We start from the raw sequence: 24629 nt of genomic DNA, 5'->3' as shown, positions 1-24629 counted from the left end.
GGAAGGCATGTGGGTGTAAAACGATGGTGGAGGGTCAGAATGGGATTGCTGGTAAAGGTGTGTGTGGTGGTTGGCGTGCTGTTGTCGACCGCGCTGCACGCGCAAGAAGGGCCTGATCTGCGCATGATCGCAGAGATGCAGGGTGCCTGTGTTCCGTTTGGTGTGGCGTCTGCCCGCCGGGGCGGTGATGGAACCATAAGGGTGGTTTGCAATGCGGATGCGACGGCCTTTGTCCCGCTGTTGGGTGGGCTTGGCCCTGCTTTGGGGGCAGGGGCGGCTGCGATGGCTGTGGCTGCAATTTCCAATGGCAATGCCACGCCGGATACACAATAATCCGTGTCGCCGATCAGCAGGCCGGATAACCCATCGCGATCAGTTCGGTCCCTTTGAACCGGTAATAGCCGCTGATCCTGTGGCGCGCCTGTGCCATAAACCAGCGGCGCAGGGCTGGGTTGTAGTGGCTGGCCATCACCTGTGACCAATGTTCGAACTGTCGGGGCGGCAGTGGTTGCCCGTGCTGGCTTGGTCCGTGGAAGCCGAAAGTGGTTCCTGCGCTGATGCAAAGATCATCGGCCCCCAGATATAACGTACATGCGGAATAACAGACGCGGCCGCGCAGCTCTACCCGCGTGCCGGTTCGGTTGAGTTCGGTGATTTCGATGGCCCGCGACCCAATGAACCCGCCCCGATCATTGCCGATTACCTGCACCGCACCTTGCGCGGTGATGGGCTGGCCCAGCAGGATCAGGCAGGCGATGCGCCAGAGATGACGGTGCATGGCTTTTGTCAGATCGTTGATTGCTGACATTGTTTATGCGCACCCCATGTCGTTGGCTCCCGCAAGAGTTTCGCTGCATAATGCTGCATCGGTGTTAATGGGGGTGTTGGCACGCTATGCGTGTGAATCTTAACGGATGACCGCAAAAATCGTGTCACTGCCGTCATCTAAGGTGGCTTCAACACCGATGAATTAATCACTTCTTAACCACAAAGTTACAGATTTTTAATCATGTTTCGGGCGATCTGCGCCCGGCGGTATCAGTGTCAGAAGTGGGTTTTGCGATGTTTGATTATCTAGGTGATCCGGCTGAATTTGATCCGTCAGTGTATTTTGCCTCTGACAATTCGCCTCGGATGCCACTGTAGAAACGGGTGTTTGACCTTTGCGTAGCGGCTCTGCTTTTGATCCCGCTTGGGGTCTTTGTGGCTGCTCTGCTGCCGGTGAATCTATTGCTGAACAAAGGACCGCTGTTTTTTGTGCAAAGCCGCATGGGCTATGGGTGCCGTCCGTTTATGGCGATCAAGTTTCGCACCATGACCGGGGCCAGTGGCACAGCGCGCGGCGCGTTTGATGCGCTGGAGACAGAGCGTATCACCGCGCTGGGCCGCTGGCTGCGCATCACCCGGATTGATGAGTTGCCGCAAATCATCAACGTGCTGCGCGGCGAGATGAGCCTGATCGGCCCGCGCCCTGACGCCTATGATCATGCGCGGGTCTATTTGCGCGAAATTCCCGGCTATGCCGCCCGGCACAGCGTGTTGCCGGGCATCAGTGGCTATGCCCAGACAGAGCTTGGCTATGCGGATGGTCGGGATGCGTTTTGTCGCAAGGTGATGGCGGACCGGCACTACATCGCGCATAGTTCGTTTGGTTTTGACCTGTGGATCGTTTGGCGCACGCTGGTTGTGGTTTTGACGCGGCGTGGCGCTTAGACAGGGCTGATGGCCCCGGCTGTGACGTGCACGGCGGTCAGCTGCCCTGTTGCATAGGCGCCGGTGTCGATTGCCACCCGCCCATCCACAATATGCGGGGCTGCGACAATCGTGTGGCCGTGGATCAGCCAAAGCCCGTCACTGCGCGCCACATGGCGGAAATCCGGGTGCCCCCAGGCCAGTGCCGGTTGCGATTGCGTTTCCAGCGGTTGATGCGGGTTGGCCCCGGCGTGGACGACCGCGACATTTCCGCTTTGCCACGCATAGGGCAGGGTGCTGAGCCAGTCGCGCGTGTCCCCCAGTGCGGCCAGCAATGCGTCGCGGGCCGCGATCAACGCGCCGGGTTCTGACTGTGCTGTCACCCCGGTGATGCCAAAGCTTTCAAGGGTTTGCACCCCGCCAAAGCGCAGCCAGACGCGCCCGTGTTTGCGTGGTCTGTCAAGGAATTTCAGCAGCATGTCTTCGTGGTTGCCGCGCAGGCAGATCACCTGTCCTGTCGCTGACTGCTGTTGCAGATAGCGCAGCACGCCCGCGCTGTCCGGCCCCCGGTCAATATAGTCGCCGACAAGGATGATCGGATGCCTGGCCTCCCCCAGCCGGTTTATCACCGGTTCCAGCAGGTCCAGCCGCCCATGCACGTCGCCCACCGCGAAAAACGGCTGCGCAGGTGCGGGCGGGTTGCCTGAAAAGATGGTGCTGGTGGTCGTGTCGATCAGTGTCATGCCCGCATCCTAACGCGCCGCCGCCCGATTTGGCCACAAGGGGGAGTTGCCCGTGCTTGCGTGCGCAGCCCCAAGCCGATGGTAAGGCTGCTTGGCTAGTCATTTCCAAAGACAGCCAAGTGGAGAAACCAATGTTCGATCCTTTTGATTCCGATTACGTCAACCTGACCTCGCCCGCCGTATCCCATTACGCGATTGTGCCGTCGGACGGCGCTGATCTGCCGGTGCGCCCCCGTGCGATCTATGCGAATATCGGTGGCACGGCGGTGCTGCAGGACAATGACGGCGAAACTGTCACCTATGAGCTGGGCGCGGGTGCGGTCCTCAGCCTGCGTGCGGTCCGAGTTCTTGCCACGGGCACCACGGCCCAGCTGATCGCGTGGTATTAACCCATGTTCGGGTTTGCGCTGACCCCGGTGCTCTGCCGGGGCATGGGTGCCGCGCCGCCGCCGGTGCAGAATCTTCGTGAGTTCTTTCAGCCTAGCGCGGGCCAGCAGGTCGCGCTGGCGGAAACCACCGAGGGGGATATCACTGTCTGGACGGAAATCGGGCCGCAGCACGCGGCCATGCTGCGTTTGGACAACAGCAATCCGGCGTTCCGCCTGTCCTGGCGCGAAACATTGGTCGCCGAGCTGCGCAATATCTTTCCGGTGGGCGCGCTGACCCTGACGAGCGGCTGGTCGCAGCTGCAATCCTCTGGCTCTGGTTTGGCGGGCAGCTATACCGGCAACCGCGCGATCAGCGCCTATTCTGCGTCAGCCGAGGCATCCGTGACGGTGGATCGTGGTGCCCCTTATGATCTGTGGATCTACTACACAGGTCGCACAAGTGGTGGCTATTGCCGGGTGGAGATTGACGGCGATCAAGCGCTGGTGAACGAGATCGGCGATCCGGCGGGGCTGGGGTTTAAGGCCTTTTCCACCCATAGCGCCACCGATACGCAGCGCCGTTTGTCGGTCAAGGTGGCCAGCGGATTGACGGGCAGCCACACTGTGAACCTGCGCATTGGCGGGGTGGCCAGCCCGGGCGGGAGCGCTCTTGTGATCGAGGCTGTGGGCATCAGTGGTGCGCTTTCGGACCCATATATTCTGCCGCCTGCATGGCAGCCGGGGGCCACCTATGCGCCGGGGGATGAGGTGCAGCATGGCGGCATCTTTTACGCGGCGCGCGCCGCGGGCACCAGCGGGGTGATCGGGCCGACCCATGCAAATAGTATCGCCTCTGACGGGGCGCTGGATTGGCGTGCGGATAACCGGCCGACCTATCCGAAATTTGTGGCGATCGACTATGCCTCAGAGCGGGAATATGCGGCTCGTTTCACAGTGGGCGGCGCGGCGACGGAATTGGGTGGCCAGACCCATGGGCATGAAATGCTGGAGAGGCGCACGATCCTGCTGGACGGGGAGCCTTGGCTGCCGTCCGGCGCCGGGCTGAGCGTGGGTGCGCAGATCACCATCACGGAAGACACCACATGGCAACAGGCAAGCGGTGCTGACGTGGCATCCTGACAGTTGCGGCGCAGCATTACCCCCGGCGCTGTCCGCCATGATGTTACGGTGACCGGCACCGGGCCTGCGGCGGATGTGGACTGGCTATATACGGGCATGGCCCCGATGGTGCGTTGGGATGGTGAAAGCGCCACGACGGTTGTCGGTACGGTCGCGGTGGCAGACAGCCCTCCGGTGACCCTGTCGAGCTATGCGGGGACCACACCTGCCAATCTGGATTACCCAGATGCGCGCCGGGTCGGCATCACGGCGGATCTGTTGGGCACAGACCTGATCTATGGGATGGAATCTGGTCCGGCTTCGGTTCCCGGTGCCATTCTTAACCAATTTAACACCATACTGCGCCCAAACTTGGGGGCCGCTTCGGAAAGCGGTGGTCTTGATTGGCAAGCGAAAGCCTATGTGTCGGGCTCTGCATCAGGCGGGATGACGCTGGGCGCGGGCGACATGCTGGGTTTCTTTAGCCGCCACGTGTTGCGGGTCGACCTCTAGCCGATTGCCCCGCATCGGATCAGGCAAACGGGCGGGGCGATGATGCGTTATGTTTGGTTCAGTCTATGCGTGTTGTGGCCGGGGCTGGTCACGGCGCAGGACGGGCCCTTGCGCTATAACAGCTACGGTGCGCCCGGCTTGATCGATATGCCCGCCGCCAGTTCCGCCCCTGATGCGGAGCTGGCGTTTTCGCTTTCCAGTTTTGCCGGGCAAAGCCGGGCCACCGCCAGTTTTCAGGTGACGCCCCGCCTGTCAGCCAGCCTGCGCTATGCTGATCTGCATGATGTCAGGGGCCAAGAAGGGGCGCTGCACGATACGATCCGCGACCGAAGCCTGTCGCTGCATTATCGTCTGATTGATGAAAGACAGGATCGCCCGGCGCTGGCCATCGAAGTCAGTGATTTTCTGGGAACCGGCATCTATGCGGGCGAATATCTTGTCGCGACCAAGGCGGTGCGGCCTGATTTGTCCGCGACGCTTGGTCTTGGTTGGGGGCGGTTGGCGGGCGTTGGCGGGTTTGCCAGCCCGTTCGGTCTGCCGGAACGTCCTACCCATGATACCGGCCAAGGGGGCACGCTGTCTTCACTGCCGTTTTTTCAGGGCGATACTGCATTTTTCGGCGGGCTGCACTGGCAGCCGCATGAACAGCTTGGGCTGGTGCTGGAATATTCCGCGGACGCTTATCCGTTTGAGCATGGCAGCGCCTTTACCCGCCGCAGCCCGCTGAATGTCGGGCTGACCTATGCCCCGCGCCCCGATCTGCAGCTGTCGGCGCATTATCTTTACGGATCGGAATTTGGGTTCCAGCTAAGCTATCGCCTGAACCCGCTGCATCCGCCTGCGGGCAGCGGTTATGACCTTGGCCCGCCGCCTGTCCGTCCGCGCGAAGCGGGCACACATCCGTCTGGGGTGGATCGGGCGCGGTTGGCGCGGGCATTGGCGGCAGAGGGGCTGATCCTGCGCAGTGTCAGCCGCGCAGGTCCGCAATTGGGGATCGCGATTGAAAACACCCGCTATCAAGCCGCCGCGCAGGCCGTCGGCCGCGCCGCCCGTGTCTTGTCGGTTCTCGCCCCGTCTGATGTCACGCAGTTTGCCATCGCTATGACAGAGAACGGTCTTAGTGGGCCTGCGGTGATCCTGCCGCGCGCTATGCTTGAACGGTCTGAGTTCAGATTGACTGGCAGCGCAGACAGCCGCGTCGCCGCGTATTTTGCGCCACATGTGTTGCGCGATGCGGGGCCGCTGCGCCCGGAATGGGGCATCAGCCCGTATATTACGCCCAATCTTTTCGACCCAGATGACCCGCTGCGCGCGGATTTCGGGCTCGCGGTGCATGGTCGCTGGGAGGTTGCGCCGCGTGTTGTTGTCCGTGGCACGCTGCGGCAGCGCCTTGCTGGTAATCTGGATCAAACGACGCGGACCTCGGATTCCGAGTTGCCACGTGTGCGCAGTGATTTCCGGCTGTATGACCGTGAAGGCGATGCTGATGTGAACGACCTGACGCTTGCCTTTTATGCCCAGCCTGTGCCGCAGTTCACCATACGCCTGACGCTTGGTGTGTTTGAGACGATGTTCGCCGGTGTCTCGGCAGAGGTGCTTTGGCGACCGCCTGACAGCGATTTGGCTTTCGGGGTGGAGCTTAACGCCTTGCAACAGCGCGATTATGATGGCGGGTTTGGGCTGCGGGATTATCGGGTGCTGTCCGGCCATGGCTCTGCCTATTGGCAATTCGGGTCGGGTTACACGGCGCAGGTTGATCTGGGCCGCTATCTGGCCGGCGACTGGGGCGGCACACTGCACCTGTCGCGCCGCTTTGCCAATGGCTGGGCGCTGGGGGCTTTTATGACGCTGACGGATGTGCCGTTTGACCGGTTCGGCGAAGGGTCGTTTGACAAGGGCATCACGCTGACCGTGCCGTTGTCGTGGATCAGTGGACAGGCGCGGCGGGATGCGTTCGATACGACGTTACGACCTGTCACCCGCGACGGCGGCGCGCGGGTGATCATGCGCGACCGGCTTTACGACATGACGCAGCCCCTAAGCAGGGATGCCATAGGTGAAAGCTGGGGGCGGTTCTGGCGATGAGATACTTAGCATTGCTGCTTATCATGCTCTGCGCCTGCAATGCCGGGCCCGATCCGGCGGTACTGCGCGCATCGCTCACTGCTGACAGTGTCGCGCAAATCCGCGTGCCGGTGATCTTTGTGCAGGTCCCTGATCGGCAGCTGGCAGCGACCCTTGTGCCCAGCGGCCAGAACGGGCCGGTGCGCAGTTGGGGCAGCCGGGATGGCGTGCAATTGTCCTATGATCTGGGCGTGCTTGTGGCGACCCGTGGGCTGGGGCACGATTTGATGGCGGCGGATGTGGGCGGAACGCTGGCTGCGTTGCGCGGCGCTCCAATGCATTACGCGCGTTTGCTAAGTACGATTAACGGTGCGTATCAGACTGTTATCCAGCGGCATGATTGCGTGATGACGCGGGAGGGCGCAAGGCTGCATGAGGCGCCGCTGGGGCCGGTCCACGTGACCCGCTATCGTGAAAGCTGCAATGGCGCTCGGAATTATGAAAACATCTATCATGTGGCTGCGGACGACACGGTTTGGTGGTCGCGCCAATGGGTTCCGAATTTAGGCAGCGCCGTAGAGACGGAGCGGATTAAACGTTAATTTTGATGATATGCGCGGCTGTAATCGGCGTAATAGGCACTGCCCGCCGCCCGTGCCTTGCGCATGTCGATCCGCGACAGCACCAGTCCGGTGATCGGCACATGCAGGCTGCGCAGTTCTGCAATTCCGGCCTCTACCAGTTTTTCCGGCGTGGTCCGCCATGCCACGGTGTACAGCACCGCGTCAGACAGCGGTGCCAGCAGGCGGGCATCGGGCACGGGCAAGACCGGCGGCGCATCAAGGATGATGTGGTCATAGGTCGCTCGCAACTCGGACATGAAGGCCTTGAAGGCGGCCCCGAAAAACAGATCAGCCGGGGATCGCGCCATTTGCGCGCTGCACAGGATATCTGCATCCAGCCGGGGATCACGCAGGATCGCCTCTTGGAAGGGGACCCGGCCCAGCACTACCTGCGCCAGCGAGCCCGGCGCATGTTTCTGAAAATAATCCTGATAAGCACTGCGCCGCGCGTCGGCATCAATCAGCAAAACCTTGCGGCCCAGCCGTGAAAGGTCTTGTGCGAGGCAGATGGACTGCGTCGTCTTGCCCTCGCCCGGCACGCTGGAGGTGCAGAGGATCACCTGCGGCGGCGCGGATGGATTATCCAGCAACAGGCGGGTGCGCAGATTGCGGATCGCTTCGGCGGCGGCAGAAGCGGGTTTGTCGCGCAGATAGGTCAGCAGTTGATCGCGGCGGCGCAGCGGCATCAGGGGGATTTGCCCGACCACCGGCAGACCCATGCGATCCATCAGTGCGCGCGCATCGTCGAATCCGGTTCCCAGGCTGCGTCGGACCAGCACCCAGACCAGCCCGGCCACGCCGCCGAGCAGCGCGGCAATGATCAGGATCAGCAGCTTGCGCGGGGCGACATAGCGCCCCGGATTGGCAGGCGAAAGCACCCGGCTGTCGGGGTGCTGCGTGCCGCGCCTGATCTGGGTGTCCTGCAATCTTGTCAGGAATGTCTCGTAGATCACGCGCGTTGCGTCCGCTTCGCGGTGCAGCTGTTGCAGGCGAATCTGCCCTTCGGACTGCGCGGCCAGCTGATTGTTCAGACTGGTTTGGAACATCTCTAACGCAGCGACCTGACTGGTCAGCCGGGTGATATCGGTGTCTTCGTGCCGGGCGTCCGAGGCGGTGGCGGGCGACATGCGGGCTGTTGCTGTCGCGCGATTGCGCGCTTCGGCCAGTGCATTGCGCGCTTGGGCAAGCCGCTGCCCGGTGTCGATGGCCTGCCGGCTGAGCGCGTCAAGCGCGGCCCCGTCCTGCACCGGCGTGCGGGTGATCAGGGCGTTGATCGCGGTTTCCTTTGCCTCCAGATCCATTTGGAGCTGCGAAACCCGGTCCGACAGCCATGTCACCGCAGCCTCGGTCGCGCCGTGTTTGGCGGCCACCTGATCGGCCAAGTAAAGCTGCGCCAGTGCGTTGGCGATTTGCGCCGATTTCGCGGGGGCCTCTGTCGTTGCTGTGATCTTGAAAATATAGCTGTCGCGCTGTGGCCCGGCGGTGATCGCATCCCGCAGGTTTTCTACCGTTTTTTCGAAGATCGCTTGCGGGTCCGGGGCTGGCTGAGGCTGTCCGGTCAGCGTGTCGCGGATGCGGGTCCGCAGGCCGCTGACAGACAGGGCAGGGACGGGGATCAGGTGGCGATTGAACTCTGGATCGTGCAGCAGCCCGTGTTGGATCACAAGCTGACCCAACAGGCGATCGGATTGCAGAATTGCGATTTCTGTGTTGATCCGGGCTTGATCGCTGGCCGCCGCACCCGTGAGGGGGGCGATATCGGCCATCGGGCCGGGTGTTGGCGCCATCTGCAATGTCGTTGTGGCAGCATAATGTGGGGTGGCCACGGCAAAGGCGTAATACCCGGCCAGCAGGACGGCGAGTATCGTCGTAAACGCAATCGTCGATTTGCCATGCCAAAGCGCCCGCAAAAGACCAAGAAAGTCCAGCGGCGCAATCTGTTCCAGTGTCACCGCAGAGAGGGGTTTCCCCCCCGGCGGCGCATCAATGATGACATTCGCCATAGCAGAACAACTTTTTCTCTAATAATTTGCTTAAATAAGAATGAACCACAGAAGGGTTAACCTGATCTTAATCACGATGAATGACCACTGAATCCGAAGACGCGCAGGGTTAACGCTGCTGTGCAGGGCCGGGGACAAGGGGTATGATTGCATCTGCCATCATCAGGCTGACAAAAATACGGGCCGCACCCGCGCTGGTGTTGCGCGCCCTGATTGTCGGGCTGAATTTCACGGTGATGCTGGCGCTTGCCGCGCTGCTGGGGCTCGATGTGTTCGGGGGGCTTATCATGCTTTGGGGCGCCACCCTGATCGCGGCGACGCTGATTTCAGTTGGTGGCCCGCTTTGCCTGCTTGCGGGTGCGACACGCGGGGCGGGTCTGCCAGTGGGGGATATCCTGCGCCATATGCTGATCATCCCGGCTTTTGCCTGTTTAATCTGCGGAGTTCTGCTGATGCCGCTTTGGCCTGGGCTGCCGTGGATGGTGATCCTGATGACGGCGTTTGGCGTTAACTTGTTGACCTGTCTTGCCAGCCTCATGCGGGGGCTGGGTAGTCTACATCTGTCGATGGCTTTGCGCGATGCCGGGCCTGCGCTGGCGCTGCTCTGTGCGGCGTTGGGCGTGGCAAGCGGTGAGGCTGAGGCAATCCTGATCCGTGCTGCGATCTGCATGGGCATTTTAGCGGCGTTGGCAGTGATCTGGTGCTTGCGCCATCCCGGCTGCACCGCGTTTTTGCGGCACAAAACACAGGGTGCGATCCCTTCCGTCGCCATGTGGGGCACCGCCGTGCTGGGGATGGGAGTGGCGCAGGTCGACATCATCATCGGTGGCGCGTTTTTAACGCCTGAACAGATCGGGCTTTATGCTGTTTTGCGCCGCGTTGCGAACCTTGTCGCGCTGCCGGTCAGCGTGGCCACATGGGTTAGCGCCGGACCGGTGTCAGAGGCATATACGCAGCGCGACCCGGAGGCGCTGCGACAAGCCAGCCTTAACGGAAGCCTGATCGCCGTGGTCCCCGGTGTTGTTTTGTTCGCGCTGGGCTGTGCCATGATCCCCGCATTGCCATGGCTGACACCGGCAGGGACTGGCGGTCTGACCTTTGCCATTCTGCTGTGGGGTGCGCTGGGGCAGGTGATTTTCGCCTCTGGCTTTACGGTCGCCACGCTTTGCGGGTTGCCGCATTTTGCCGCCGCCGCGCGGATGATCAGCATGCTGGTCTATCTGGCCGCTACCGGGCTTGCGGGTACAATGCTGAGCCCCGCGCTGAACGCTGCGGCCTATGTGGCGGGGATCAGTTTCGGCAGCATTATGTTGTGGCAAATGCTGCGGCAGCGGTTGGCGCTGGACACATCCGCCGCCCTGCTTTTGCGTGGAAAGGAGGGGGGATGGAAACTGTCCTGATCATCCTTTTGGCGGTCATCTGCACGGTGCTGCCGTTCTGGATTGGCCAACGGCACGGTGTGCTGCGGCTCGTCTCGCCTATGCATCTGCTATGCTATTTTTGCCTGTTCGGTTTCCTGCTAAAGGTTGCAGTCTACGCCGCGGCGCCAGACTTGGCATTTTACAGGCGCTTTGTCGCAAACCCGTGGGGTGATCTGCTGGGCGCACTTTATCTGAGTGTGTTTATTATGATGCTCTGTCTGGGATACCGGCTGGCCTGCGGGCGGACCCGCCATGCGAACGATACGGGCGCGGCGCGGCTTGTGGCGGCGGGGATCACGCGGCGCGGTACGCTATTTGTCGTCGCGCTTGCGGTGGCATTGGGTACGATGCTGAGCATCCTGCATGCGCGGGGGGCGACGGGGATTGATACCGGGCTGTTGACGGCGCTGAACAGTACCAAACAGATCAACGTGAACCATGATGGCGTTGGTGCGACGCTGGCGGGAATTAAATCGTTTTTCGTCGTGCCGAAATGCGCCTTTGTGCTGCTGTTGGCGCATGGCATCGCCACGGGCGCGCGGGGGGCTCAGATGCAGGCGGCGCTGCTGGGTGCGCTTTTGGTGCTGATCGCGCTGATCTCGGGCGACCGGTTTGAGCTGATCGAGTTAATGATCTTCGCCCTTGCCACCCATATGATTTTGGGTGGGTGGATCAGGCTGCGCACCGTTGTGATATTGGGGGTGAGCGCTGTCGCGATGGCCGGGCTGGGTGCGTACATGACCCAGTTGCGGCTGGGCGAAGGAGCGCTTTGGCAGGCGTTGATCCTGCAGATCGTCAGTTCGACATATTTTCTGGACATCAACGTGGCAATCATGGTGACGGATCGTGTCACGCCGTCGATGCTGCTGTTCGGAGAGAGCTATACGTGGTGGCGCTTTGGCTGGATCCCGCGGGCGTTTTGGCTGGACAAGCCCGCCATTGATCTGGGCATGTTTTTCAAACGCGACATCATGCAGATCTATACGGGCGGGGCGTTCAACGTGACCGGTCCGGGTGAGGCGTTTATCAATTTCAGCTGGGCCGGGATCGGCGTCGGGTTTGTGCTGGGTTGGATCTATCGCAAGGGCGAGGTGCTGTTGCTGTCGCCCCTCTGGGTGATGCGCTATGGCAGTTTTCTGCTGTATCCGATGCTGTTCTACCCGTTCATTCAGGCCACCCTGCAGTCTTCCTTTAGCGCTTTTATCGTGGGCGCTGCGGCGCAATTGGTTTTGATCACCATGATGATCGCGGTTTTTGTCACCCGCTATGCGCTATGGGTGCCAAGGCAGTCAGGGATAAGGGGGGCAGCCCATGTTGCTTGATCCTTGTCTGCGTCAGATGTTCCGCATCCGGCGGTTGGCCAGCGCCCTGCGCCGCCGCATTCTTATGGTGCTGGCGACCCGGTGGCATCGCGCTATACTGGCCTGTGTTGGCATGGGCAGTCGGTTTCAGCCCGGCGTGCGGTTTGACCAGCCCGGCATCGTCAGCGTTGGCGCGCACTGTTATTTCTGGCGGGGCTGCGCGGCCTCGGCAGAGCTGTTGGGCGCGCCATTGGTGATTGGCGACACCGTTCAGATCAACCGCGATGTGCATTTGGACACGACAGGCGGGTTGGTGATTGGCGACGGGGTCCTGATCTCGGAAAGGGTGGTGATCTACACCCATGATCACGGGGATGATCCACGGTCTGTGCCGTTGCCGCTGCCCAAGACCATCGGGGCAGATGTCTGGATCGGCGCGCGGGCGGTCATCCTGCCGCAATGCCGCCGAATCGGGGTAGGGGCAATCATCGCGGCGGGGGCTGTGGTCACGCGCGACGTGCCCGATGGGGCGACAGTGGGCGGTAACCCGGCGCGCGTTTTGCGGGGGTGCGCCCCTGACGTGCAGGTGGCCGCATGAAGGTGCTCCATGTTACCCCATCATTCTATCCCGCCACATGGTGGGGTGGTCCGATCTGGTCAACCAAGGCGATCTGCGACGGGATCGCGGCCCTGCCGGATATGACGTTGCGGGTGCTGACCACGGATGCGGCCAGCCCGGAACGGGGTGACCGGGTTACGCCTGCCGCATTGCCTTACCGGGTGCACTACGCGCGCCGCATCGGCGGACATAGCGTGGCGCCTGGATTGCTCGCGCGGTTGCCGGCGGCCATCGCTTGGGCCGATGTGGTGCATCTGACGGCGACATATAACATGCCCACGTTGCCGACGCTGGCGCTGGCCAATCTGTTCGGACGGCCGGTGGTCTGGTCACCGCGCGGCGCGTTGCAGGCCACGGCGGGCTGGGCGCAGGCCCCCCGGCGGCGGCTCAAACACCGGTTTGAACGGTTGGCACAGGGACTGCGCGGGCGCAAAAGCATCCTGCATGTGACCTCGGTCGCTGAAGGTGCGCAAAGCGTGGCCCGGCTGCAAGGCATCGCCACCACGCTGATCCCGAACTGCGTGAGCATCCCGAATATCGGCCCGCGCCAGCGTGCGCCGGGGGATGGATTGCGGCTGCTGTATCTGGGGCGGTTGCACCCCAAGAAGGGCCTCGCACGGCTGTTTCAGGCGATGACCCGGCTGCCCGATAATGTGCATCTGGATATCTACGGCACAGGCATGGCGTTCCATGTGACGCGGCTGTTGCAGCAGGCGTCGGGGCTGGGAACACGTGTGCGGTTTATGGGCCATGTGGAAGGTGCCGCAAAGCGGGCCGCCTTTGCCAATGCTGACCTTTTCGTGCTGCCCAGCCATTCAGAAAACTTCGGCATCGCCGTGGCCGAGGCGCTGGCCCATGGCGTGCCTGTCATCACCACCAGCGCAACCCCTTGGCAGGACCTTGCCTTGCATGGCTGCGGGGCATGCATTGATCTGGCGCAAGAGGATTTGGCCGATACTATCGCGCAGCTCTGGCAGTCTGATCTTGCGGCAATGGGCGCGCGGGGGCGGGCCTGGATGATCCGCGACTTTTCGGCCGATGCGATGGTTGCGGCCTTTGCGCGGTTGTACCGCGACCTTGACCCGGCGCGCGGCCGCAAGGTGACTGCATGAGCGTGCAGGCCGATATTACCGCCAACCGTCAGACACGCAACTGGGACAAGCGCGCGATGCTGGGCCGTCTTTTGTGGGGGTTTTGCCAGCCGTTTTTTCGGTGCAGCCCCCGGATTTTCTGGGGCTGGCGGGTCTGGCTTTTGCGCTGCTTCGGGGCGCAGATCGGGCGGCAGGTCCATATCCACCCCACGGTGCGGATCATGATCCCGTGGCATCTGGCGATTGGCGATCAGGTCGGGATTGGCGACCGGGTGATCCTCTATGCGCTGGGCTCGATCCAGATCGAGGCGCGGGCGACGATTTCGCAAAATGCACATCTTTGTGCAGGCAGCCATGACTGGCGCGACCCGGCGCGCCCTTTGATCCGGGCACCGATCCATATCGGCGCGGATGCTTGGGTGTGTGCCGATGCCTTTGTCGGCCCCGGTGTGCGGATCGGTGCGCGGGCGATCCTTGGCGCGCGCGGTGTGGCGATGTGCGACATGCCCGCTGACTATATCGGTTTTGGAAACCCCCTACAGTTGAGGCCACAAACATGACGGATATCACCGTGATTATCCTGACCAAGGACGAGGCGCTGCATATCGATCGGGCCATCGCATCGGTGATCGGGTTCGCCAGCCGGGTGATCGTGGTCGATAGTGGCTCCACCGATGGCACGGTGGCGCGGGCCTGGGCGGCGGGCGCGCAGGTGCTGCATCATGACTGGGTCAATCACGCAAGTCAGTTCAACTGGGCGCTTGACCAGATCGCAGGTGACAAAGGCTGGGTCATGCGGTTGGACGCGGATGAGGTGGTGACCCCGGACCTTGCCGCCCAGATCAGCGCGGGCCTGCCGGATGTGGCGGGCATCTATGTGGCGCGGCGCATGCATTTCATGGGGCATCCGGTGCGTTTCGGCGGGGTGTTCCCGGTCCGGGTGCTGCGCCTGTTCCGCAATGGTGCGGGGCGGTGCGAGGATCGCTGGATGGATGAACACATCATTGTCGCAGGACGCACAGCCACGCTGCCCGGCCTGATCATCGACGACAACCGCCGCCCGCTGGATTGGTGGATCGCCAAACACAACGCCTATGCCAGCCGCGAGGTCGTGGATATCCTGAACCAGCGCTACGGTTTTCTGCCCCGCAACAGTATCGGACGCATGCGCGGGCGCCCAGGTCTTAAACGCTGGATCAAAGAACAGCTTTATCAGCGCCTGCCCAACGGTGCTCGCGCTGGTCTTTATTTCCTGTATCGTTTCATGCTGCGCGGCGGCTTTCGCGATGGCAAACAGGCGCGGGCTTTTCATGTGCTACAGGGATTTTGGTATCGTTACCTTGTGGACGCCAAACTGGCAGAGCTGGAACAGCATATGCGCCGAACCAACGCCGATCCGGTGATTGCAATCCGCTCTGTTCTGGGGATCAACCTTGTGCCGCCGCTGCTGCTGACCAACAAGGCCGCAGAATGAAGATTTCCGTGGTCACCGCCGTCAAAAACGGGGGCGAGGCGCTGCACGGTGCCCTTCACAGTCTGTGCAGTCAGACCCACCCGGACGTGGAACACGTTGTGCAGGATGGGGGATCGACCGATGGGACATGCGCCTATCTGCGGGCGCATGGTCACCCGAAGATGGCGCTGGTCTCTGCCCCGGATGGCGGAATTTATGACGGGATCAATACGGGGATCAGGCGGGCGACGGGCGATGTGATTGGCTTGCTACATGCCGATGACACGCTTGCCGGTCCCGCAGTGCTGTCTTGGGTCGCCAATGCGTTGCAAGACGCGACGATCGACGGTGTCTATGGCGATCTGGAATATGTTGCGCGGCAGGATGAAACCCGGGTGATCCGCTATTGGCGGGCCGGACCCTACGCGCAGGGCCGACTGAAACGCGGCTGGATGCCGCCCCATCCGACGCTTTACCTGCGGCGCGCGGTGTTCACCCGCGCCGGGCTTTACGATACCAGCTATCGGATTTCCGGGGATTACGATGGCATGCTGCGCTGGCTGACGACCGGCGAGGTGCGGCTGGCCTATATTCCACAGGTGATGGTGCGGATGCGGATCGGCGGGGCCTCGAACCGGTCTTTTGCGCAGATGGTACAGAAAAGCCGCGAGGATTATCGCGCAATCCGGCGGCACAAGGTTGGCGGGCTTGGCACGCTGATGGCCAAGAACCTGAGCAAACTGCCGCAATTCACCACGCGGCGGGAGTGATGTGAAAGGTTAGCCGTAAAGGTAATTGGTCAGATGGTAAAAGATCGGCGCGGCAAAGATCACACTGTCCAACTGTTCCACAAAACCGCCTTGGCCGGGGATCAGATGTGACCAATCCTTGACGCCCCGGTCACGCTTGATCGCGGCCATCACCAGGCTGCCCAGCATCCCCACAAGCGACGCGACCCCCGCCATCAGCATCGCGCCGAAGACACCAAAGGGTGTGATCCAGCTCAGCAGCCCGCCAATCAGCGCAGCACTTGCGGCACCACAGATCATACCTTCCCACGTTTTCGGCGACAGCCCCGGCGCGACACGCCGCCGCCCGATCCGGCGACCAAAGAAATATTCCAGCAGGTCGCCGAACTGAACCACCATGACCAGAAAGGCGATCAACAGAACGGCGCGGTGTTCGTAGCCGGGAAAATCCAGCGTCATCAGCGCAGGCACATGGCTGACGCAGAACACGGTAATCATCAGCGCCCATTGGGTTTCGGCCACGCGGACAAGGAACCGCTGTGCGTTGCCGCGCAGGGCGGACACGATGGGCAGCAGCAGAAAGGCGTAGACCGGGATGAATACCGTAAACATCCCCGCCCATTCCATCGCGACAAAGACATATTGCAACGGCAGCACCACAAAGAACGCCAGTGCGAGTGAGATATGGTCGGCCTGTGCCTTGGCCGTCAGTGTCAGAAACTCGCGCAGGGCCGCGAAAGAAGCAAATGCAAACAGCACCATAACCCCCACCTTGCCCAGCAGCAGCGCGATGCCGACAAAAGCGACCATGCCCCACCAGCTTTGGACGCGGGTCATATAGGTGTCCAGCACCGGGTTGTCGAAAGTGGCGGGCTGACGGGCGCGGATCACCTCTCCCAGAAAGGTCAGGGCGATCAGAATGCCGAAACTGCCAAGGGCCAAAAGCAGGATATCACTGGTTGTGTCGTTCATGACCTGACCTCCGGCGCAAGGTCCCGCAGCGCGTCAGAGGCGCGTTTCAGAAAATCATCCTTGCTTTCGCCCTCTTGCACATGGATCGGGGCACCAAAGGTGACGGTGCAGATCAGGGGCAGGGGGATGACCTCGCCCTTGGGCATGATCGTGTTCAGATTGGCCACCCATGTGGGCACCAGATCCACATTGGGCCGGGCAAGCCCCATGTTGTATAGTCCCGCCTTGAACGGCAGCAGCGGGTCTTCGGTCATGTTCCGGTTGCCTTCGGGAAAGATGATCAGGGACGATCCGTCGTCCAGTGCGGCGATGATTTTATCCATCGGTTTGTCATTCACCTCGGGGCGGCGATCAATCAGGACGCAGTTAAAGACTTCGGGGCCAATAAAGGCGCGTAGTTTCGTCTTGAGCCAGTAATCAGCCGCCGCGACAGGGCGGACCGTGCGGCGCAGCGCGGGGGGCAGGCAGGACCAGATCATCGGCATATCGCCATTGCTGGTGTGATTGGCAAAGTAAACGCGCTGTTTCGGGACAGGTTCAATCCCCTGCCAATCGGCCCGGACCGCTGTGACAGCGCGGGCAAAGATGCGGATGGAATGGCCCACGATCCGGGCGGCGAGTTTGCGCAGATATGTCATGATCTCGACTTTGGCGAAGGGTGGGGCGTTTGGAAAGGGCGAACCCTGCCCCCGGTGATGGGGGCAGGGCCGGCAGGATCAGATTTCCTTGTCGCTGCTGACATAGTCAGACAGCAGTTTTTCATTGCGGGCGGCCTCTAGGCGCATGATCCGATCCTCGGACAGGCGATCATCAAAGCGGTATTTCACAAAATTCACCAAGGCGAGTGTCAGCATCAGGATACCAATGCCCCAGAAGCCTTTGGTGGACAGTGGCACATCGGGCGACAGCCAAAGCGACAGGCCCAGCATCCCATAGGCGACCACGACAGCGGCCCCATTAAAGAACATGATCATTGCGTTGTCAGAACGTGCGTTTTCCATTTGAATTTTCCTTTTGTCGTCGTTTGTTGGGGGGGATTGCGTTATTTCTTGGCGGCCTTCAGGCGGGCCAGCACATCATCGGCGGTTGACCGGGTGGCAGCGCCAAAGCCCGCATCGGCCATCCGGTCGGTCAGCGTGTCGTGGTTCAGGTCGCTGTTGATATCCGCAAGGATTTCACTGCGCTCAAATGGGTCATCTTTGCCCAGCACGCGGCTGATCAGCTCTTCCGCTTCTTCCACGCTGCCTGTTTCGCTGTGGATCGCCATGCGCGATTGCAGGTCTTGCTCGCGGCGCACTGCACGGGCCTGTATCGCGCCTTGTTTCAGGTCGATGATCCGGCGGTGGCCGCTTTCGATGGACGACCGCAGGCGCATGACCTTTTGTTCCAACCGCCCGAGCGTTTCTGCGCGGCCCGCCAGTTCGTTCTCCATTGACGCAATCGCGCGGGCGGCTTCGGCAGCCATATCGTCGCGGTCGCTGTCCAGCGCCTCTTTCGCGCGTTTCATCAGATCATTGATCCGGGATTTCAGCCCGTCATGCTGGCGTTGTTCGGACCGCTGGCGCTGGATCAGGCTGGCCAGTGTTGCCTTGGCAGCGCGCAGGCTGGCTTCGCTTTCGCGGATTTTCTGGTCGATCAATTCGATGGCAAAGGCATCGCGGACCCGGTCTTCGGCCCGGGCGTGCTGCCCGTTGATCAGCGTGGCAAGTGTCTTGAACATCGGTGCTCTCCGTTTTCCCTCAGCGCTTGAACGCTGTTCATAAAATAGGGATAGCAAGACGGGGAGCTGCGATCAAGGAATTTATTGAACGATGTTCAAAAATTTAAGCAGAATGCGTCATCTGCCGTAAAACAAGGGCGATCATCCGGTCGATATCCTCTGTCGGGACACCTGCACTCGCCTCATCCAGACCCAAAAGCACGATTCCATGCACCGAAGAGAACAGCGCACGGGTCAGAAGCGCGTGATCCTGCGGGTCGCGATTCGGGAAAATCACCGCCAGCGGATCCGAGATATAGGTAAAGAGCCGCCCCATTTCCTGCAGATACCAATCCGGTGCGGCCTCACCCGGTGCACGTTCCACATCAAAAAGCGCGCGCCAGCTTTGATGGTTTTCAGCGGCAAAGCGGTGATAGGCTTGGGCCATGACGACCAACTGTTCCACCGGGTCCTGCGGTGCATCGGCGAGCGCCGCCGCCACATCCGCGCCCAGCCGGTGAAAGGTGCGGGCATTGACCGTCAGCACCAGATCCGTCAGATCGCCGAACACATTATAGATCGCCCCCACCGCGCAACCGGCCTCGGCCGCCAGATCACGGGCGCGCAGGGCGCTCAGCCCGCTTTGTGCGATGGTCCGCTCTGCGATCACCACCAGATTTTCACGCAACGCCGCGCGCCGCTCTGCCACTTTGCCTGCCATCTTTTCCCCCGATTGAACGTAGTTCAGTTGTAGGGCGAGATGGCGCAGAAAGAAAGAGGGGCGGCGGCCCTCACATAACATATGCGCTGTGAGGGGGATAATGGGTCTGCGCGTTTTTCCTTGACGTGATACCATTTGGTTCTATATTCAGAAATGATACTAAACGGTATTACTTATGGAGACCCCATGAAATATTTATACAAAACGTTCCTGATCATGTTGTTCACGACAACCACACAAGCCAGCGCTGATCCGATCCGGCTGCTCGGACCCGCTGAATTTGAATGGCAAGAAACGCCGGACGGTGTCGCCTTTGCAGCATTGCAAGGTGATCGGTTCGCTGCGGCCTATCAGGCATTGGTCCGCCTTCCCGCCGGCACGATCAGCCCGCCGCATGTCAAAACAGCGAATATGTTCGGCGTCATGCTCGAAGGGGAGATGATTCATTATAAGCATGACACCGCCCCGAACTCTGCGCGCAAAATTGGTCCGGGCGCTTTCTACAGCATCGTCGCAGGGACTGCGCATATCTCGGCTTGCGTGTCCGAAACGCCTTGTATTACCTACCTCTATCAGGATGGCGCGTTTGACTTTCTGCCGGTGGATCAATGACAGAGGCCGAACAGATGGGGTTTCGCGCATTGGCCGACCCAACGCGACGCAACATTCTGCGGCTGCTCGCAGACGCGGACATGACAATTGGAGAAGTCGCCGAAAACTTCGACATGACCCGCGCGGCGGTAAAGAAACATCTTTCAATCCTAAGCGCAGGCGACCTGATCACCGTTCAAACACACGGCAGATCACGGGTGAATGCGCTCAACCCCGACGGCCTAAGACAGCTGTTCGATTGGTTCAGCTACTTCGATGCATTCTGGGACGTGCGCCTGACAAAATTGAAATCTGAAATTGAGAAGGATCTGCAATGACCGACACGACCTTGACGAAGACGATTTACCTGCGGGCGACACCAGCCAAAGTTTGGGCCTACCTCACTGACCCGGACAAGCTCGCGATCTGGTTTCACAAGCCAAAGACAGCTTTGGAGGCAGGCGCATACGAGATGTTTGGCAGCGAAAGCGGCGACAAGCTCATGTGGGGGCAGGTGCTGGTTGCCGAACCATTCACGCGTCTCGAATACACATTTTCGATTACGCCGATGGGGGGCAAAACCAGCACTGTGAAATGGGCACTGGAAGAGGTCGCAGGCGGCACAAAACTGTCCTTGCGCCACGAAGGGCTGCCACAAGGAGAAGAAGCATTCGACCTCGTGCTCGCGTTGGACAAAGGCTGGGACGATCATTTGGGTAGAATGCGGGCATCGGTTCACGACAGCTGACGTCGTGTGGGCGGACGGCAATGGCGGGTGTGGCTGTGAAAAAGCGACACTAAAGCACTTCGATTTTTACTAGAATCACAATTCGCTACCTCTCCCTATCGGTCGAACGCAATTTGTGATGCCCGATGCCTCAAGTTAAAATCGAAACGCCGTAGCCCCGGATCGCGCTATGCTAAAAGCTCAGCAAGTGCAGTCGCACGGGCATGGGCCGCGTCGCGGGACGCGCCCAAAACAAAACCTGTGACACGGCTTTGGCCCTCAGCTGCGGGCAATAATGCAGCATCCAGCAGGCGCGTCGGAACAAACCAGCCATCCGCAATCGGGTCTTTGATGCAGGATATGATCTCAGCCATGGCTCTGGTCGACTGCCCGCCAAAGGACAGGCTAACAGGCAAACCGCTGCGCGCTGCGGCGGCGGGATGAAGCATCACCTGCGGCGTGGAGGAATTGAAACGAAAGTTCGGGTCAAACACCGTCAGGCGACCATCGGGCGAAATGCCAATATCCAGGCCGCATATACCACGAAAGCCCTGTTGCCGGGCGGTTTCGGTAATCTTTGTCGCCAGCGCGATTCCTGCTGCGGGAAAGGCGACGGCAGGATCAATCATGCTGCCTGCCTGTCGCGCGGGGGCTGCAAATAACTGCTCTGCGGCGCCCAGATAAGTCACGCCATCATCGGTGACCCCCAAATTGGCGCACCAGCAAACAGAAACATCGACGGCTTCTTCAACAAGGATACGGTCCACATTTTTGGTCTCAAAATGGGTCCGCGCCGCACGCATGTCATCATCACTTTGCACATGGCGCACAGCATACCCCCAGCCGGTGGCGTCCGTCCCCGCAGCCTTGAGGAACACAGGGCGGTCGGGCAGGTCAGGCCCCAGATCAGCAACAGAGATCACCCTGCGTACGGGCAACGCCTCCGCAGGGGCAAGGTCGGATAGGCGCTCCTTGCTGTTCAAGCGGGCCCAAAGCGCAGGCGGAACCAGATGAGCGGCATCGGCGAAACGGCCTTCACGCAAGGGGTAGGGCCAGAAAAGCTGCTTGCCCTGCGCGATCAGACGGTCTGCAATCGCTTCGGCCTCTGCGCCGGTTTCGAACCGATGCATCTCCTCGGTGATCTGCAAACCGGCATCACCAAGACATGTCAGGATATCGTCTGTTGCACAGCTGAGATGCCGGATTGTTGCACGATCCTCCAGCAATCCGAGCAAAAGCGTTGTGACAGCATCAACATTCAAAGAGGTATAGCCCAGCATTCTGGTCTGATGCAGGTCACTGCGCGCCATAAAGGCCGCATTGGCGGGCAATAGCTGGTCGGTCGGCACGACAGGGGCAAGCGGGTTCATGGCAGAAACCCGGTCACGGCATCGGCCAAGGCACGGATGCGTTCTGATTTCGGGTCACCGGCAAAGGTGGGTGTTTTATTGGCGTCAAACAAGATGGCGCGACCGTCGTGGATCACATAGTCGAACTTGCCATAGTCGAACCCCATCCGCTGCCGCGCGGCTTCAAGCTCTGGCGGGACGTCGTAAATGTAATCGTGTCGGACAATTGATTTCACTTTGACCGCAGGATCGGTCGCATACATGCGGTATCCGTAGCTAGCGGCCCCAAAGAATATCCAACCCCGGATCGCATAAAGATCCCCTTCACGCTCTGGCAGGAACCGCTCAACCAGCAGGTCCTCACGCTGCCAAACCCAGTCGGGTACGTCACGCAGGGTGTCCAGCACGGGATATTGCTTATGCGGCAGATGGCGCGCAATTTTCCAGTGATGGCGCGCAAGACGTTTCTGGGCCTTGCGCCACAGACTACGGGATACGCCAGCTTGATCAGGTGCGCCAAAGTGGTTGTCGTTGGTTTTGACGATCACCGGCCCGTCCCAATCATCAGAGGGGCCTAGCATCAGCTCTGAATAGTTTCGTTTGGATATGTCCAAGACGGTGCCATTCAGAATTTTCACACCATCAGGTGCAGGCGGAATATCTGACGGGTTCAGGCGTGTGTAGTTGTGGTGCAGAATACCAAGATCGGCATCGGATGCGAAATCCTGCCCGATTTCCACGGTAATACCGCGTTCACGCCAGAGTGCAGCCAAGGAATAAATCAGAAAATTAGCGTCTGAAACGCTCTCATGCGAAATGCTAACCTTGACCATCAACTTACAACCTAAACACTACACAGGGTGACCAAACCATATTCACTGTCGCCGATGCAAGCGTATAGAGCGCCCCTCAGGACCTTATGTCAGAGTTGGAATAATCTGACCGGGTTCGCGCTTTTGACAAGACCGCTGAGCTTCTCAGCAGCAGACAATATTCCACTTCAACGCATCCCTCACGAAATCCCGCCGCAAATACTATGCGCCGACTGCGTTTTCCGGGATGCTAGCATTCATTATGCGCGCAACTACCCCATCTTCACCGGCGCGCCGCCTGCAAAATTATTCACGCCATGATAGCCAATCGGGGCTTCTTGCATTTCCAGATGCAGCCCGTCGCCTTCGTAGGGATGCGCACGGGCGAGGTCTTCGTCGAAATCAATGCCAAGGCCGGGGGCGGTGGGCACGGGGATATAGCCATCCGCGACCGTGATCGTGCCTTTGATCAGGTCGTGATGAAACGGGGTCTCAATCGTTTCCGCCATCAGGATATTCGGGATCGACGCCGCAAGCTGCACATTTGCGGCCCATTCCACCGGGCCTGCGTATAAATGCGGGGCGATTTGCGCGTTATAGACCTCGGCCATGGCGGCGATTTTCTTGACCTCCCAGATGCCGCCCGCACGGCCCAGTGCGGGTTGCAGGATACTGGCGGCACCGGCGCGCAGGATGGGGGCAAATTCGGCCTTGGTGGTCAGGCGCTCACCGGTGGCGATGGGGATATGCACCGCCCCGGCAACCTTTGCCATTTCAGCGATATTATCCGGCGGGATCGGTTCTTCGTACCACAGCGGACTGTAAGCCTCTAACGCCTTACCCAGCCGGATCGCCCCTGCGGTGCTGAACTGGCCATGGGTGCCAAAAAGCAGATCAGCGCGATCACCCACAGCGTCGCGGATGGCTTCGCAAAAAGCGACTGAAAGCGAAATATCATGCATAGAGGGCATATGCCCGCCGCGTATCGTATAAGGGCCAGCCGGATCGAACTTCACGGCTGTATAGCCCTTTTCCACCATATCCAGCGCCACTTCAGCGGCCATTTCCGGGCTGGCCCAAAAATCCGGCAAAGGATGGGAGGGCCGGGGATACAGATAGGTATAGGCGCGGATACGATCATTGATCCGGCCCCCGATCAACGCATGTACAGGGCGGTCACGATCCTTGCCAAGAATATCCCAGCAGGCGATCTCCAGACCCGACCACGCGCCCATCACTGTCAGATCAGGGCGCTGCGTGAACCCGGCGGAATAAATCCGGCGGAACATCAGTTCGATATTTTCGGGGTTTTCACCTGCCATGTGGCGGGCGAAGACATCACGGATCACCGCTTTCATTGCATCTGGCCCGATGGAGGATGCATAACACTCCCCATAACCCACGATGCCGGTATCGGTCGTGATTTTGGGAATGATCCAGTAACGCCCACCCCAGCCGGGGGCAGGCGGGGCGGTGACAATGATGTCAAGATCGGCGAGCTTCATGGGCGAACCTGTCGTCAGGGGGCAGTCATGCGCGACACAATCAGCTTTCGACACTTAGGTCCAGATGATCTGGATTTGCTGCTGGCGGTCGGCAAAGGGCTGTTTGACAATGCGATCCTACCCGCGCAGGCGCAGGCGTTTTTGCAGGACCCGTATCATGAAACCATCCTCGCCCATGCGGGGGCAGAGGCGGTCGGCATGGCATCCGGGCAAATCATGCTGCACCCGGACAAGCCGCCCGCCTTTTTTATCAACGAGGTCGGGGTACGAGAGGCGTATCAGCGGCGCGGGATCGCGGGGCGGCTCTGCGCGGAACTGATGGCGGTTGCCCGCGCGCGCGGATGCCAAGGCATCTGGCTGGCGACCGAAGCCGATAATCACGCCGCCTGCGCGCTCTACCGATCGCTTGCTGCGAGGGAAACGGATGGCATTGTCGTCTATGACTGGGACGGCGCGATGGATATGTAAGGTGGATCCAGATACACCTTACGACG

General features: G+C 60.6%; 30 protein-coding genes. 19 read left to right on the top strand and 11 right to left on the bottom strand.

Going from position 1 to position 24629, the window contains the following annotated elements; genetic code table 11:
• Nucleotides 1-39 precede the first annotated feature (39 nt).
• A complete protein-coding gene (locus tag ACJ5NV_RS00700) occupies nt 40-333 on the top strand; it encodes a hypothetical protein (RefSeq protein WP_411641498.1) in 294 nt (97 codons plus the stop codon).
• 13 nt (nt 334-346) lie between these two features.
• Here the strand turns inward: ACJ5NV_RS00700 and ACJ5NV_RS00695 are convergent, their stop codons facing one another.
• A complete protein-coding gene (locus ACJ5NV_RS00695; protein ID WP_411641496.1) occupies nt 347-808 on the bottom strand; it encodes a hypothetical protein in 462 nt (153 codons plus the stop codon).
• Nucleotides 809-1152: 344 nt separating this feature from the next.
• On the opposite strand from ACJ5NV_RS00695, the gene ACJ5NV_RS00690 reads away from it, so the two are divergent.
• On the top strand, nt 1153-1713 hold the full coding sequence (locus ACJ5NV_RS00690) for a sugar transferase (RefSeq protein WP_411641495.1): 561 nt from the start codon (nt 1153-1155) through the stop codon (nt 1711-1713).
• Here the strand turns inward: ACJ5NV_RS00690 and ACJ5NV_RS00685 are convergent.
• Nucleotides 1710-2435: a metallophosphoesterase gene (locus ACJ5NV_RS00685; RefSeq protein ID WP_411641494.1), complete on the bottom strand. Its 726-nt coding sequence runs from the start codon at nt 2433-2435 to the stop codon at nt 1710-1712. The two genes, ACJ5NV_RS00690 and ACJ5NV_RS00685, sit on opposite strands and share 4 nt — an antisense overlap.
• Nucleotides 2436-2566: 131 nt before the next feature.
• Here ACJ5NV_RS00685 and ACJ5NV_RS00680 point away from each other — a divergent pair, with 131 nt between their 5' ends.
• Genes ACJ5NV_RS00680 through ACJ5NV_RS00660 form a run of 5 tightly spaced genes read left to right on the top strand, consistent with a single transcriptional unit; the run spans nt 2567 to nt 7101 of the window.
• On the top strand, nt 2567-2824 hold the full coding sequence (locus ACJ5NV_RS00680; protein ID WP_411641493.1) for a spike base protein, RCAP_Rcc01079 family: 258 nt from the start codon (nt 2567-2569) through the stop codon (nt 2822-2824).
• Nucleotides 2825-2827: 3 nt separating this feature from the next.
• Nucleotides 2828-3943, top strand: a complete 1116-nt coding sequence (locus tag ACJ5NV_RS00675) for a hypothetical protein (RefSeq protein WP_411641492.1) — start codon at nt 2828-2830, stop codon at nt 3941-3943.
• A 3-nt stretch (nt 3944-3946) separates the two neighbouring features.
• Nucleotides 3947-4435: a hypothetical protein gene (locus tag ACJ5NV_RS00670; protein ID WP_411641491.1), complete on the top strand. Its 489-nt coding sequence runs from the start codon at nt 3947-3949 to the stop codon at nt 4433-4435.
• A 39-nt stretch (nt 4436-4474) separates the two neighbouring features.
• Complete coding sequence (locus ACJ5NV_RS00665) at nt 4475-6520, top strand: YjbH domain-containing protein (protein ID WP_411641490.1); 2046 nt, start codon at nt 4475-4477, stop codon at nt 6518-6520.
• Nucleotides 6517-7101 (top strand): YjbF family lipoprotein, encoded by a 585-nt coding sequence (locus ACJ5NV_RS00660; protein ID WP_411641488.1) that lies wholly within the window; start codon nt 6517-6519, stop codon nt 7099-7101. The genes ACJ5NV_RS00665 and ACJ5NV_RS00660 overlap by 4 nt, the downstream gene beginning before the upstream one ends.
• Here the strand turns inward: ACJ5NV_RS00660 and ACJ5NV_RS00655 are convergent.
• A complete protein-coding gene (locus ACJ5NV_RS00655) occupies nt 7098-9125 on the bottom strand; it encodes a GumC family protein (RefSeq protein ID WP_411641486.1) in 2028 nt (675 codons plus the stop codon). The two genes, ACJ5NV_RS00660 and ACJ5NV_RS00655, sit on opposite strands and share 4 nt — an antisense overlap.
• A 143-nt stretch (nt 9126-9268) precedes the next feature.
• On the opposite strand from ACJ5NV_RS00655, the gene ACJ5NV_RS00650 reads away from it, so the two are divergent.
• From ACJ5NV_RS00650 to ACJ5NV_RS00620, 7 genes are read left to right on the top strand one after another with little or no spacing between them, the layout of a single operon-like run.
• On the top strand, nt 9269-10525 hold the full coding sequence (locus ACJ5NV_RS00650; RefSeq protein WP_411641484.1) for a lipopolysaccharide biosynthesis protein: 1257 nt from the start codon (nt 9269-9271) through the stop codon (nt 10523-10525).
• A complete protein-coding gene (locus ACJ5NV_RS00645; RefSeq protein WP_411641482.1) occupies nt 10510-11868 on the top strand; it encodes an oligosaccharide repeat unit polymerase in 1359 nt (452 codons plus the stop codon). The genes ACJ5NV_RS00650 and ACJ5NV_RS00645 overlap by 16 nt, the downstream gene beginning before the upstream one ends.
• A complete protein-coding gene (locus ACJ5NV_RS00640; protein ID WP_411641481.1) occupies nt 11858-12445 on the top strand; it encodes an acyltransferase in 588 nt (195 codons plus the stop codon). Before ACJ5NV_RS00645 ends, ACJ5NV_RS00640 begins: the two co-directional genes overlap by 11 nt.
• Nucleotides 12442-13578, top strand: coding sequence for a glycosyltransferase (locus ACJ5NV_RS00635; protein WP_411641480.1), 1137 nt, complete (start codon nt 12442-12444; stop codon nt 13576-13578). The genes ACJ5NV_RS00640 and ACJ5NV_RS00635 overlap by 4 nt, the downstream gene beginning before the upstream one ends.
• Nucleotides 13575-14117, top strand: a complete 543-nt coding sequence (locus tag ACJ5NV_RS00630; protein WP_411641478.1) for an LbetaH domain-containing protein — start codon at nt 13575-13577, stop codon at nt 14115-14117. Before ACJ5NV_RS00635 ends, ACJ5NV_RS00630 begins: the two co-directional genes overlap by 4 nt.
• Nucleotides 14114-15031 (top strand): glycosyltransferase family 2 protein, encoded by a 918-nt coding sequence (locus ACJ5NV_RS00625; protein WP_411641476.1) that lies wholly within the window; start codon nt 14114-14116, stop codon nt 15029-15031. The genes ACJ5NV_RS00630 and ACJ5NV_RS00625 overlap by 4 nt, the downstream gene beginning before the upstream one ends.
• Complete coding sequence (locus tag ACJ5NV_RS00620; RefSeq protein WP_411641474.1) at nt 15028-15780, top strand: glycosyltransferase family 2 protein; 753 nt, start codon at nt 15028-15030, stop codon at nt 15778-15780. The genes ACJ5NV_RS00625 and ACJ5NV_RS00620 overlap by 4 nt, the downstream gene beginning before the upstream one ends.
• Before the next feature lie 9 nt (nt 15781-15789).
• Here ACJ5NV_RS00620 and ACJ5NV_RS00615 read toward each other — a convergent pair whose 3' ends face one another.
• The 5 genes from ACJ5NV_RS00615 to ACJ5NV_RS00595 all read right to left on the bottom strand — a co-directional run bounded on the left by ACJ5NV_RS00615 (nt 15790) and on the right by ACJ5NV_RS00595 (nt 19151).
• Nucleotides 15790-16731 (bottom strand): phosphatidate cytidylyltransferase, encoded by a 942-nt coding sequence (locus ACJ5NV_RS00615; protein ID WP_411641473.1) that lies wholly within the window; start codon nt 16729-16731, stop codon nt 15790-15792.
• On the bottom strand, nt 16728-17369 hold the full coding sequence (locus ACJ5NV_RS00610) for a lysophospholipid acyltransferase family protein (protein WP_411641471.1): 642 nt from the start codon (nt 17367-17369) through the stop codon (nt 16728-16730). Before ACJ5NV_RS00610 ends, ACJ5NV_RS00615 begins: the two co-directional genes overlap by 4 nt.
• A 78-nt stretch (nt 17370-17447) precedes the next feature.
• Nucleotides 17448-17732, bottom strand: a complete 285-nt coding sequence (locus ACJ5NV_RS00605) for a hypothetical protein (RefSeq protein ID WP_411641469.1) — start codon at nt 17730-17732, stop codon at nt 17448-17450.
• 41 nt (nt 17733-17773) lie between these two features.
• Nucleotides 17774-18451, bottom strand: coding sequence for a PspA/IM30 family protein (locus ACJ5NV_RS00600; protein ID WP_411641467.1), 678 nt, complete (start codon nt 18449-18451; stop codon nt 17774-17776).
• Nucleotides 18452-18554: 103 nt separating this feature from the next.
• The gene (locus ACJ5NV_RS00595) at nt 18555-19151 is read right to left on the bottom strand and encodes a TetR/AcrR family transcriptional regulator (protein WP_411641466.1); all 597 of its coding nucleotides are present in this window, start codon (nt 19149-19151) and stop codon (nt 18555-18557) included.
• Between the two features lie 186 nt (nt 19152-19337).
• Between ACJ5NV_RS00595 and ACJ5NV_RS00590 the strand changes: the two genes are divergently transcribed.
• From ACJ5NV_RS00590 to ACJ5NV_RS00580, 3 genes are read left to right on the top strand one after another with little or no spacing between them, the layout of a single operon-like run.
• Entirely contained in the window at nt 19338-19763 is a 426-nt protein-coding gene (locus ACJ5NV_RS00590) for a cupin domain-containing protein (protein WP_411641464.1), read from the top strand.
• Complete coding sequence (locus ACJ5NV_RS00585) at nt 19760-20080, top strand: ArsR/SmtB family transcription factor (RefSeq protein ID WP_411641463.1); 321 nt, start codon at nt 19760-19762, stop codon at nt 20078-20080. The genes ACJ5NV_RS00590 and ACJ5NV_RS00585 overlap by 4 nt, the downstream gene beginning before the upstream one ends.
• Complete coding sequence (locus ACJ5NV_RS00580; protein ID WP_411641461.1) at nt 20077-20490, top strand: SRPBCC family protein; 414 nt, start codon at nt 20077-20079, stop codon at nt 20488-20490. The genes ACJ5NV_RS00585 and ACJ5NV_RS00580 overlap by 4 nt, the downstream gene beginning before the upstream one ends.
• A gap of 167 nt (nt 20491-20657) precedes the next feature.
• Here the strand turns inward: ACJ5NV_RS00580 and ACJ5NV_RS00575 are convergent, their stop codons facing one another.
• Nucleotides 20658-21299 carry a hypothetical protein gene (locus ACJ5NV_RS00575; RefSeq protein ID WP_411641459.1) on the bottom strand — a complete coding sequence of 214 codons (642 nt, stop codon included), beginning with the start codon at nt 21297-21299 and terminating at the stop codon, nt 20658-20660.
• 180 nt (nt 21300-21479) lie between these two features.
• Here ACJ5NV_RS00575 and ACJ5NV_RS00570 point away from each other — a divergent pair, with 180 nt between their 5' ends.
• The gene (locus ACJ5NV_RS00570) at nt 21480-21803 is read left to right on the top strand and encodes a hypothetical protein (RefSeq protein WP_411641458.1); all 324 of its coding nucleotides are present in this window, start codon (nt 21480-21482) and stop codon (nt 21801-21803) included.
• 32 nt (nt 21804-21835) lie between these two features.
• Here ACJ5NV_RS00570 and ACJ5NV_RS00565 read toward each other — a convergent pair whose 3' ends face one another.
• Together ACJ5NV_RS00565 and ACJ5NV_RS00560 are read right to left on the bottom strand one after the other, a co-directional pair.
• Nucleotides 21836-22651 (bottom strand): hypothetical protein, encoded by an 816-nt coding sequence (locus ACJ5NV_RS00565; RefSeq protein ID WP_411641456.1) that lies wholly within the window; start codon nt 22649-22651, stop codon nt 21836-21838.
• 251 nt (nt 22652-22902) lie between these two features.
• Nucleotides 22903-24135 carry a mandelate racemase/muconate lactonizing enzyme family protein gene (locus ACJ5NV_RS00560; protein WP_411641454.1) on the bottom strand — a complete coding sequence of 411 codons (1233 nt, stop codon included), beginning with the start codon at nt 24133-24135 and terminating at the stop codon, nt 22903-22905.
• 27 nt (nt 24136-24162) lie between these two features.
• Between ACJ5NV_RS00560 and ACJ5NV_RS00555 the strand changes: the two genes are divergently transcribed.
• A complete protein-coding gene (locus ACJ5NV_RS00555; protein WP_411641452.1) occupies nt 24163-24603 on the top strand; it encodes a GNAT family N-acetyltransferase in 441 nt (146 codons plus the stop codon).
• Nucleotides 24604-24629: the final 26 nt, after the last annotated feature.

It is taken from the genome of Loktanella agnita (genome assembly GCF_046640325.1).
Taxonomy (GTDB): domain Bacteria; phylum Pseudomonadota; class Alphaproteobacteria; order Rhodobacterales; family Rhodobacteraceae; genus Yoonia; species Yoonia agnita.
Note: the sequence above shows the minus strand (reverse complement) of the source record. Positions and strands in the feature narration are given on the sequence as shown.

Excerpts from the sequence above, each read along its gene's own strand:
- ACJ5NV_RS00650 (WP_411641484.1), top strand. The coding sequence starts at position 9,269 with ATGATTGCATCTGCCATCATCAGGCTGACAAAAATACGGGCCGCACCC.
- ACJ5NV_RS00625 (WP_411641476.1), top strand. The coding sequence starts at position 14,114 with ATGACGGATATCACCGTGATTATCCTGACCAAGGACGAGGCGCTGCAT.
- ACJ5NV_RS00655 (WP_411641486.1), bottom strand. The coding sequence starts at position 9,125 with ATGGCGAATGTCATCATTGATGCGCCGCCGGGGGGGAAACCCCTCTCT.
- ACJ5NV_RS00605 (WP_411641469.1), bottom strand. The coding sequence starts at position 17,732 with ATGGAAAACGCACGTTCTGACAACGCAATGATCATGTTCTTTAATGGG.
- ACJ5NV_RS00590 (WP_411641464.1), top strand. The coding sequence starts at position 19,338 with ATGAAATATTTATACAAAACGTTCCTGATCATGTTGTTCACGACAACC.
- ACJ5NV_RS00695 (WP_411641496.1), bottom strand. The coding sequence starts at position 808 with ATGTCAGCAATCAACGATCTGACAAAAGCCATGCACCGTCATCTCTGG.
- ACJ5NV_RS00620 (WP_411641474.1), top strand. The coding sequence starts at position 15,028 with ATGAAGATTTCCGTGGTCACCGCCGTCAAAAACGGGGGCGAGGCGCTG.
- ACJ5NV_RS00565 (WP_411641456.1), bottom strand. The coding sequence starts at position 22,651 with ATGGTCAAGGTTAGCATTTCGCATGAGAGCGTTTCAGACGCTAATTTT.
- ACJ5NV_RS00600 (WP_411641467.1), bottom strand. The coding sequence starts at position 18,451 with ATGTTCAAGACACTTGCCACGCTGATCAACGGGCAGCACGCCCGGGCC.
- ACJ5NV_RS00560 (WP_411641454.1), bottom strand. The coding sequence starts at position 24,135 with ATGAAGCTCGCCGATCTTGACATCATTGTCACCGCCCCGCCTGCCCCC.
- ACJ5NV_RS00645 (WP_411641482.1), top strand. The coding sequence starts at position 10,510 with ATGGAAACTGTCCTGATCATCCTTTTGGCGGTCATCTGCACGGTGCTG.
- ACJ5NV_RS00595 (WP_411641466.1), bottom strand. The coding sequence starts at position 19,151 with ATGGCAGGCAAAGTGGCAGAGCGGCGCGCGGCGTTGCGTGAAAATCTG.
- ACJ5NV_RS00585 (WP_411641463.1), top strand. The coding sequence starts at position 19,760 with ATGACAGAGGCCGAACAGATGGGGTTTCGCGCATTGGCCGACCCAACG.
- ACJ5NV_RS00640 (WP_411641481.1), top strand. The coding sequence starts at position 11,858 with ATGTTGCTTGATCCTTGTCTGCGTCAGATGTTCCGCATCCGGCGGTTG.
- ACJ5NV_RS00580 (WP_411641461.1), top strand. The coding sequence starts at position 20,077 with ATGACCGACACGACCTTGACGAAGACGATTTACCTGCGGGCGACACCA.
- ACJ5NV_RS00555 (WP_411641452.1), top strand. The coding sequence starts at position 24,163 with ATGCGCGACACAATCAGCTTTCGACACTTAGGTCCAGATGATCTGGAT.
- ACJ5NV_RS00615 (WP_411641473.1), bottom strand. The coding sequence starts at position 16,731 with ATGAACGACACAACCAGTGATATCCTGCTTTTGGCCCTTGGCAGTTTC.
- ACJ5NV_RS00700 (WP_411641498.1), top strand. The coding sequence starts at position 40 with ATGGGATTGCTGGTAAAGGTGTGTGTGGTGGTTGGCGTGCTGTTGTCG.
- ACJ5NV_RS00630 (WP_411641478.1), top strand. The coding sequence starts at position 13,575 with ATGAGCGTGCAGGCCGATATTACCGCCAACCGTCAGACACGCAACTGG.
- ACJ5NV_RS00680 (WP_411641493.1), top strand. The coding sequence starts at position 2,567 with ATGTTCGATCCTTTTGATTCCGATTACGTCAACCTGACCTCGCCCGCC.
- ACJ5NV_RS00570 (WP_411641458.1), top strand. The coding sequence starts at position 21,480 with ATGAGCGGCATCGGCGAAACGGCCTTCACGCAAGGGGTAGGGCCAGAA.
- ACJ5NV_RS00610 (WP_411641471.1), bottom strand. The coding sequence starts at position 17,369 with ATGACATATCTGCGCAAACTCGCCGCCCGGATCGTGGGCCATTCCATC.
- ACJ5NV_RS00665 (WP_411641490.1), top strand. The coding sequence starts at position 4,475 with ATGATGCGTTATGTTTGGTTCAGTCTATGCGTGTTGTGGCCGGGGCTG.
- ACJ5NV_RS00685 (WP_411641494.1), bottom strand. The coding sequence starts at position 2,435 with ATGACACTGATCGACACGACCACCAGCACCATCTTTTCAGGCAACCCG.
- ACJ5NV_RS00675 (WP_411641492.1), top strand. The coding sequence starts at position 2,828 with ATGTTCGGGTTTGCGCTGACCCCGGTGCTCTGCCGGGGCATGGGTGCC.
- ACJ5NV_RS00660 (WP_411641488.1), top strand. The coding sequence starts at position 6,517 with ATGAGATACTTAGCATTGCTGCTTATCATGCTCTGCGCCTGCAATGCC.
- ACJ5NV_RS00635 (WP_411641480.1), top strand. The coding sequence starts at position 12,442 with ATGAAGGTGCTCCATGTTACCCCATCATTCTATCCCGCCACATGGTGG.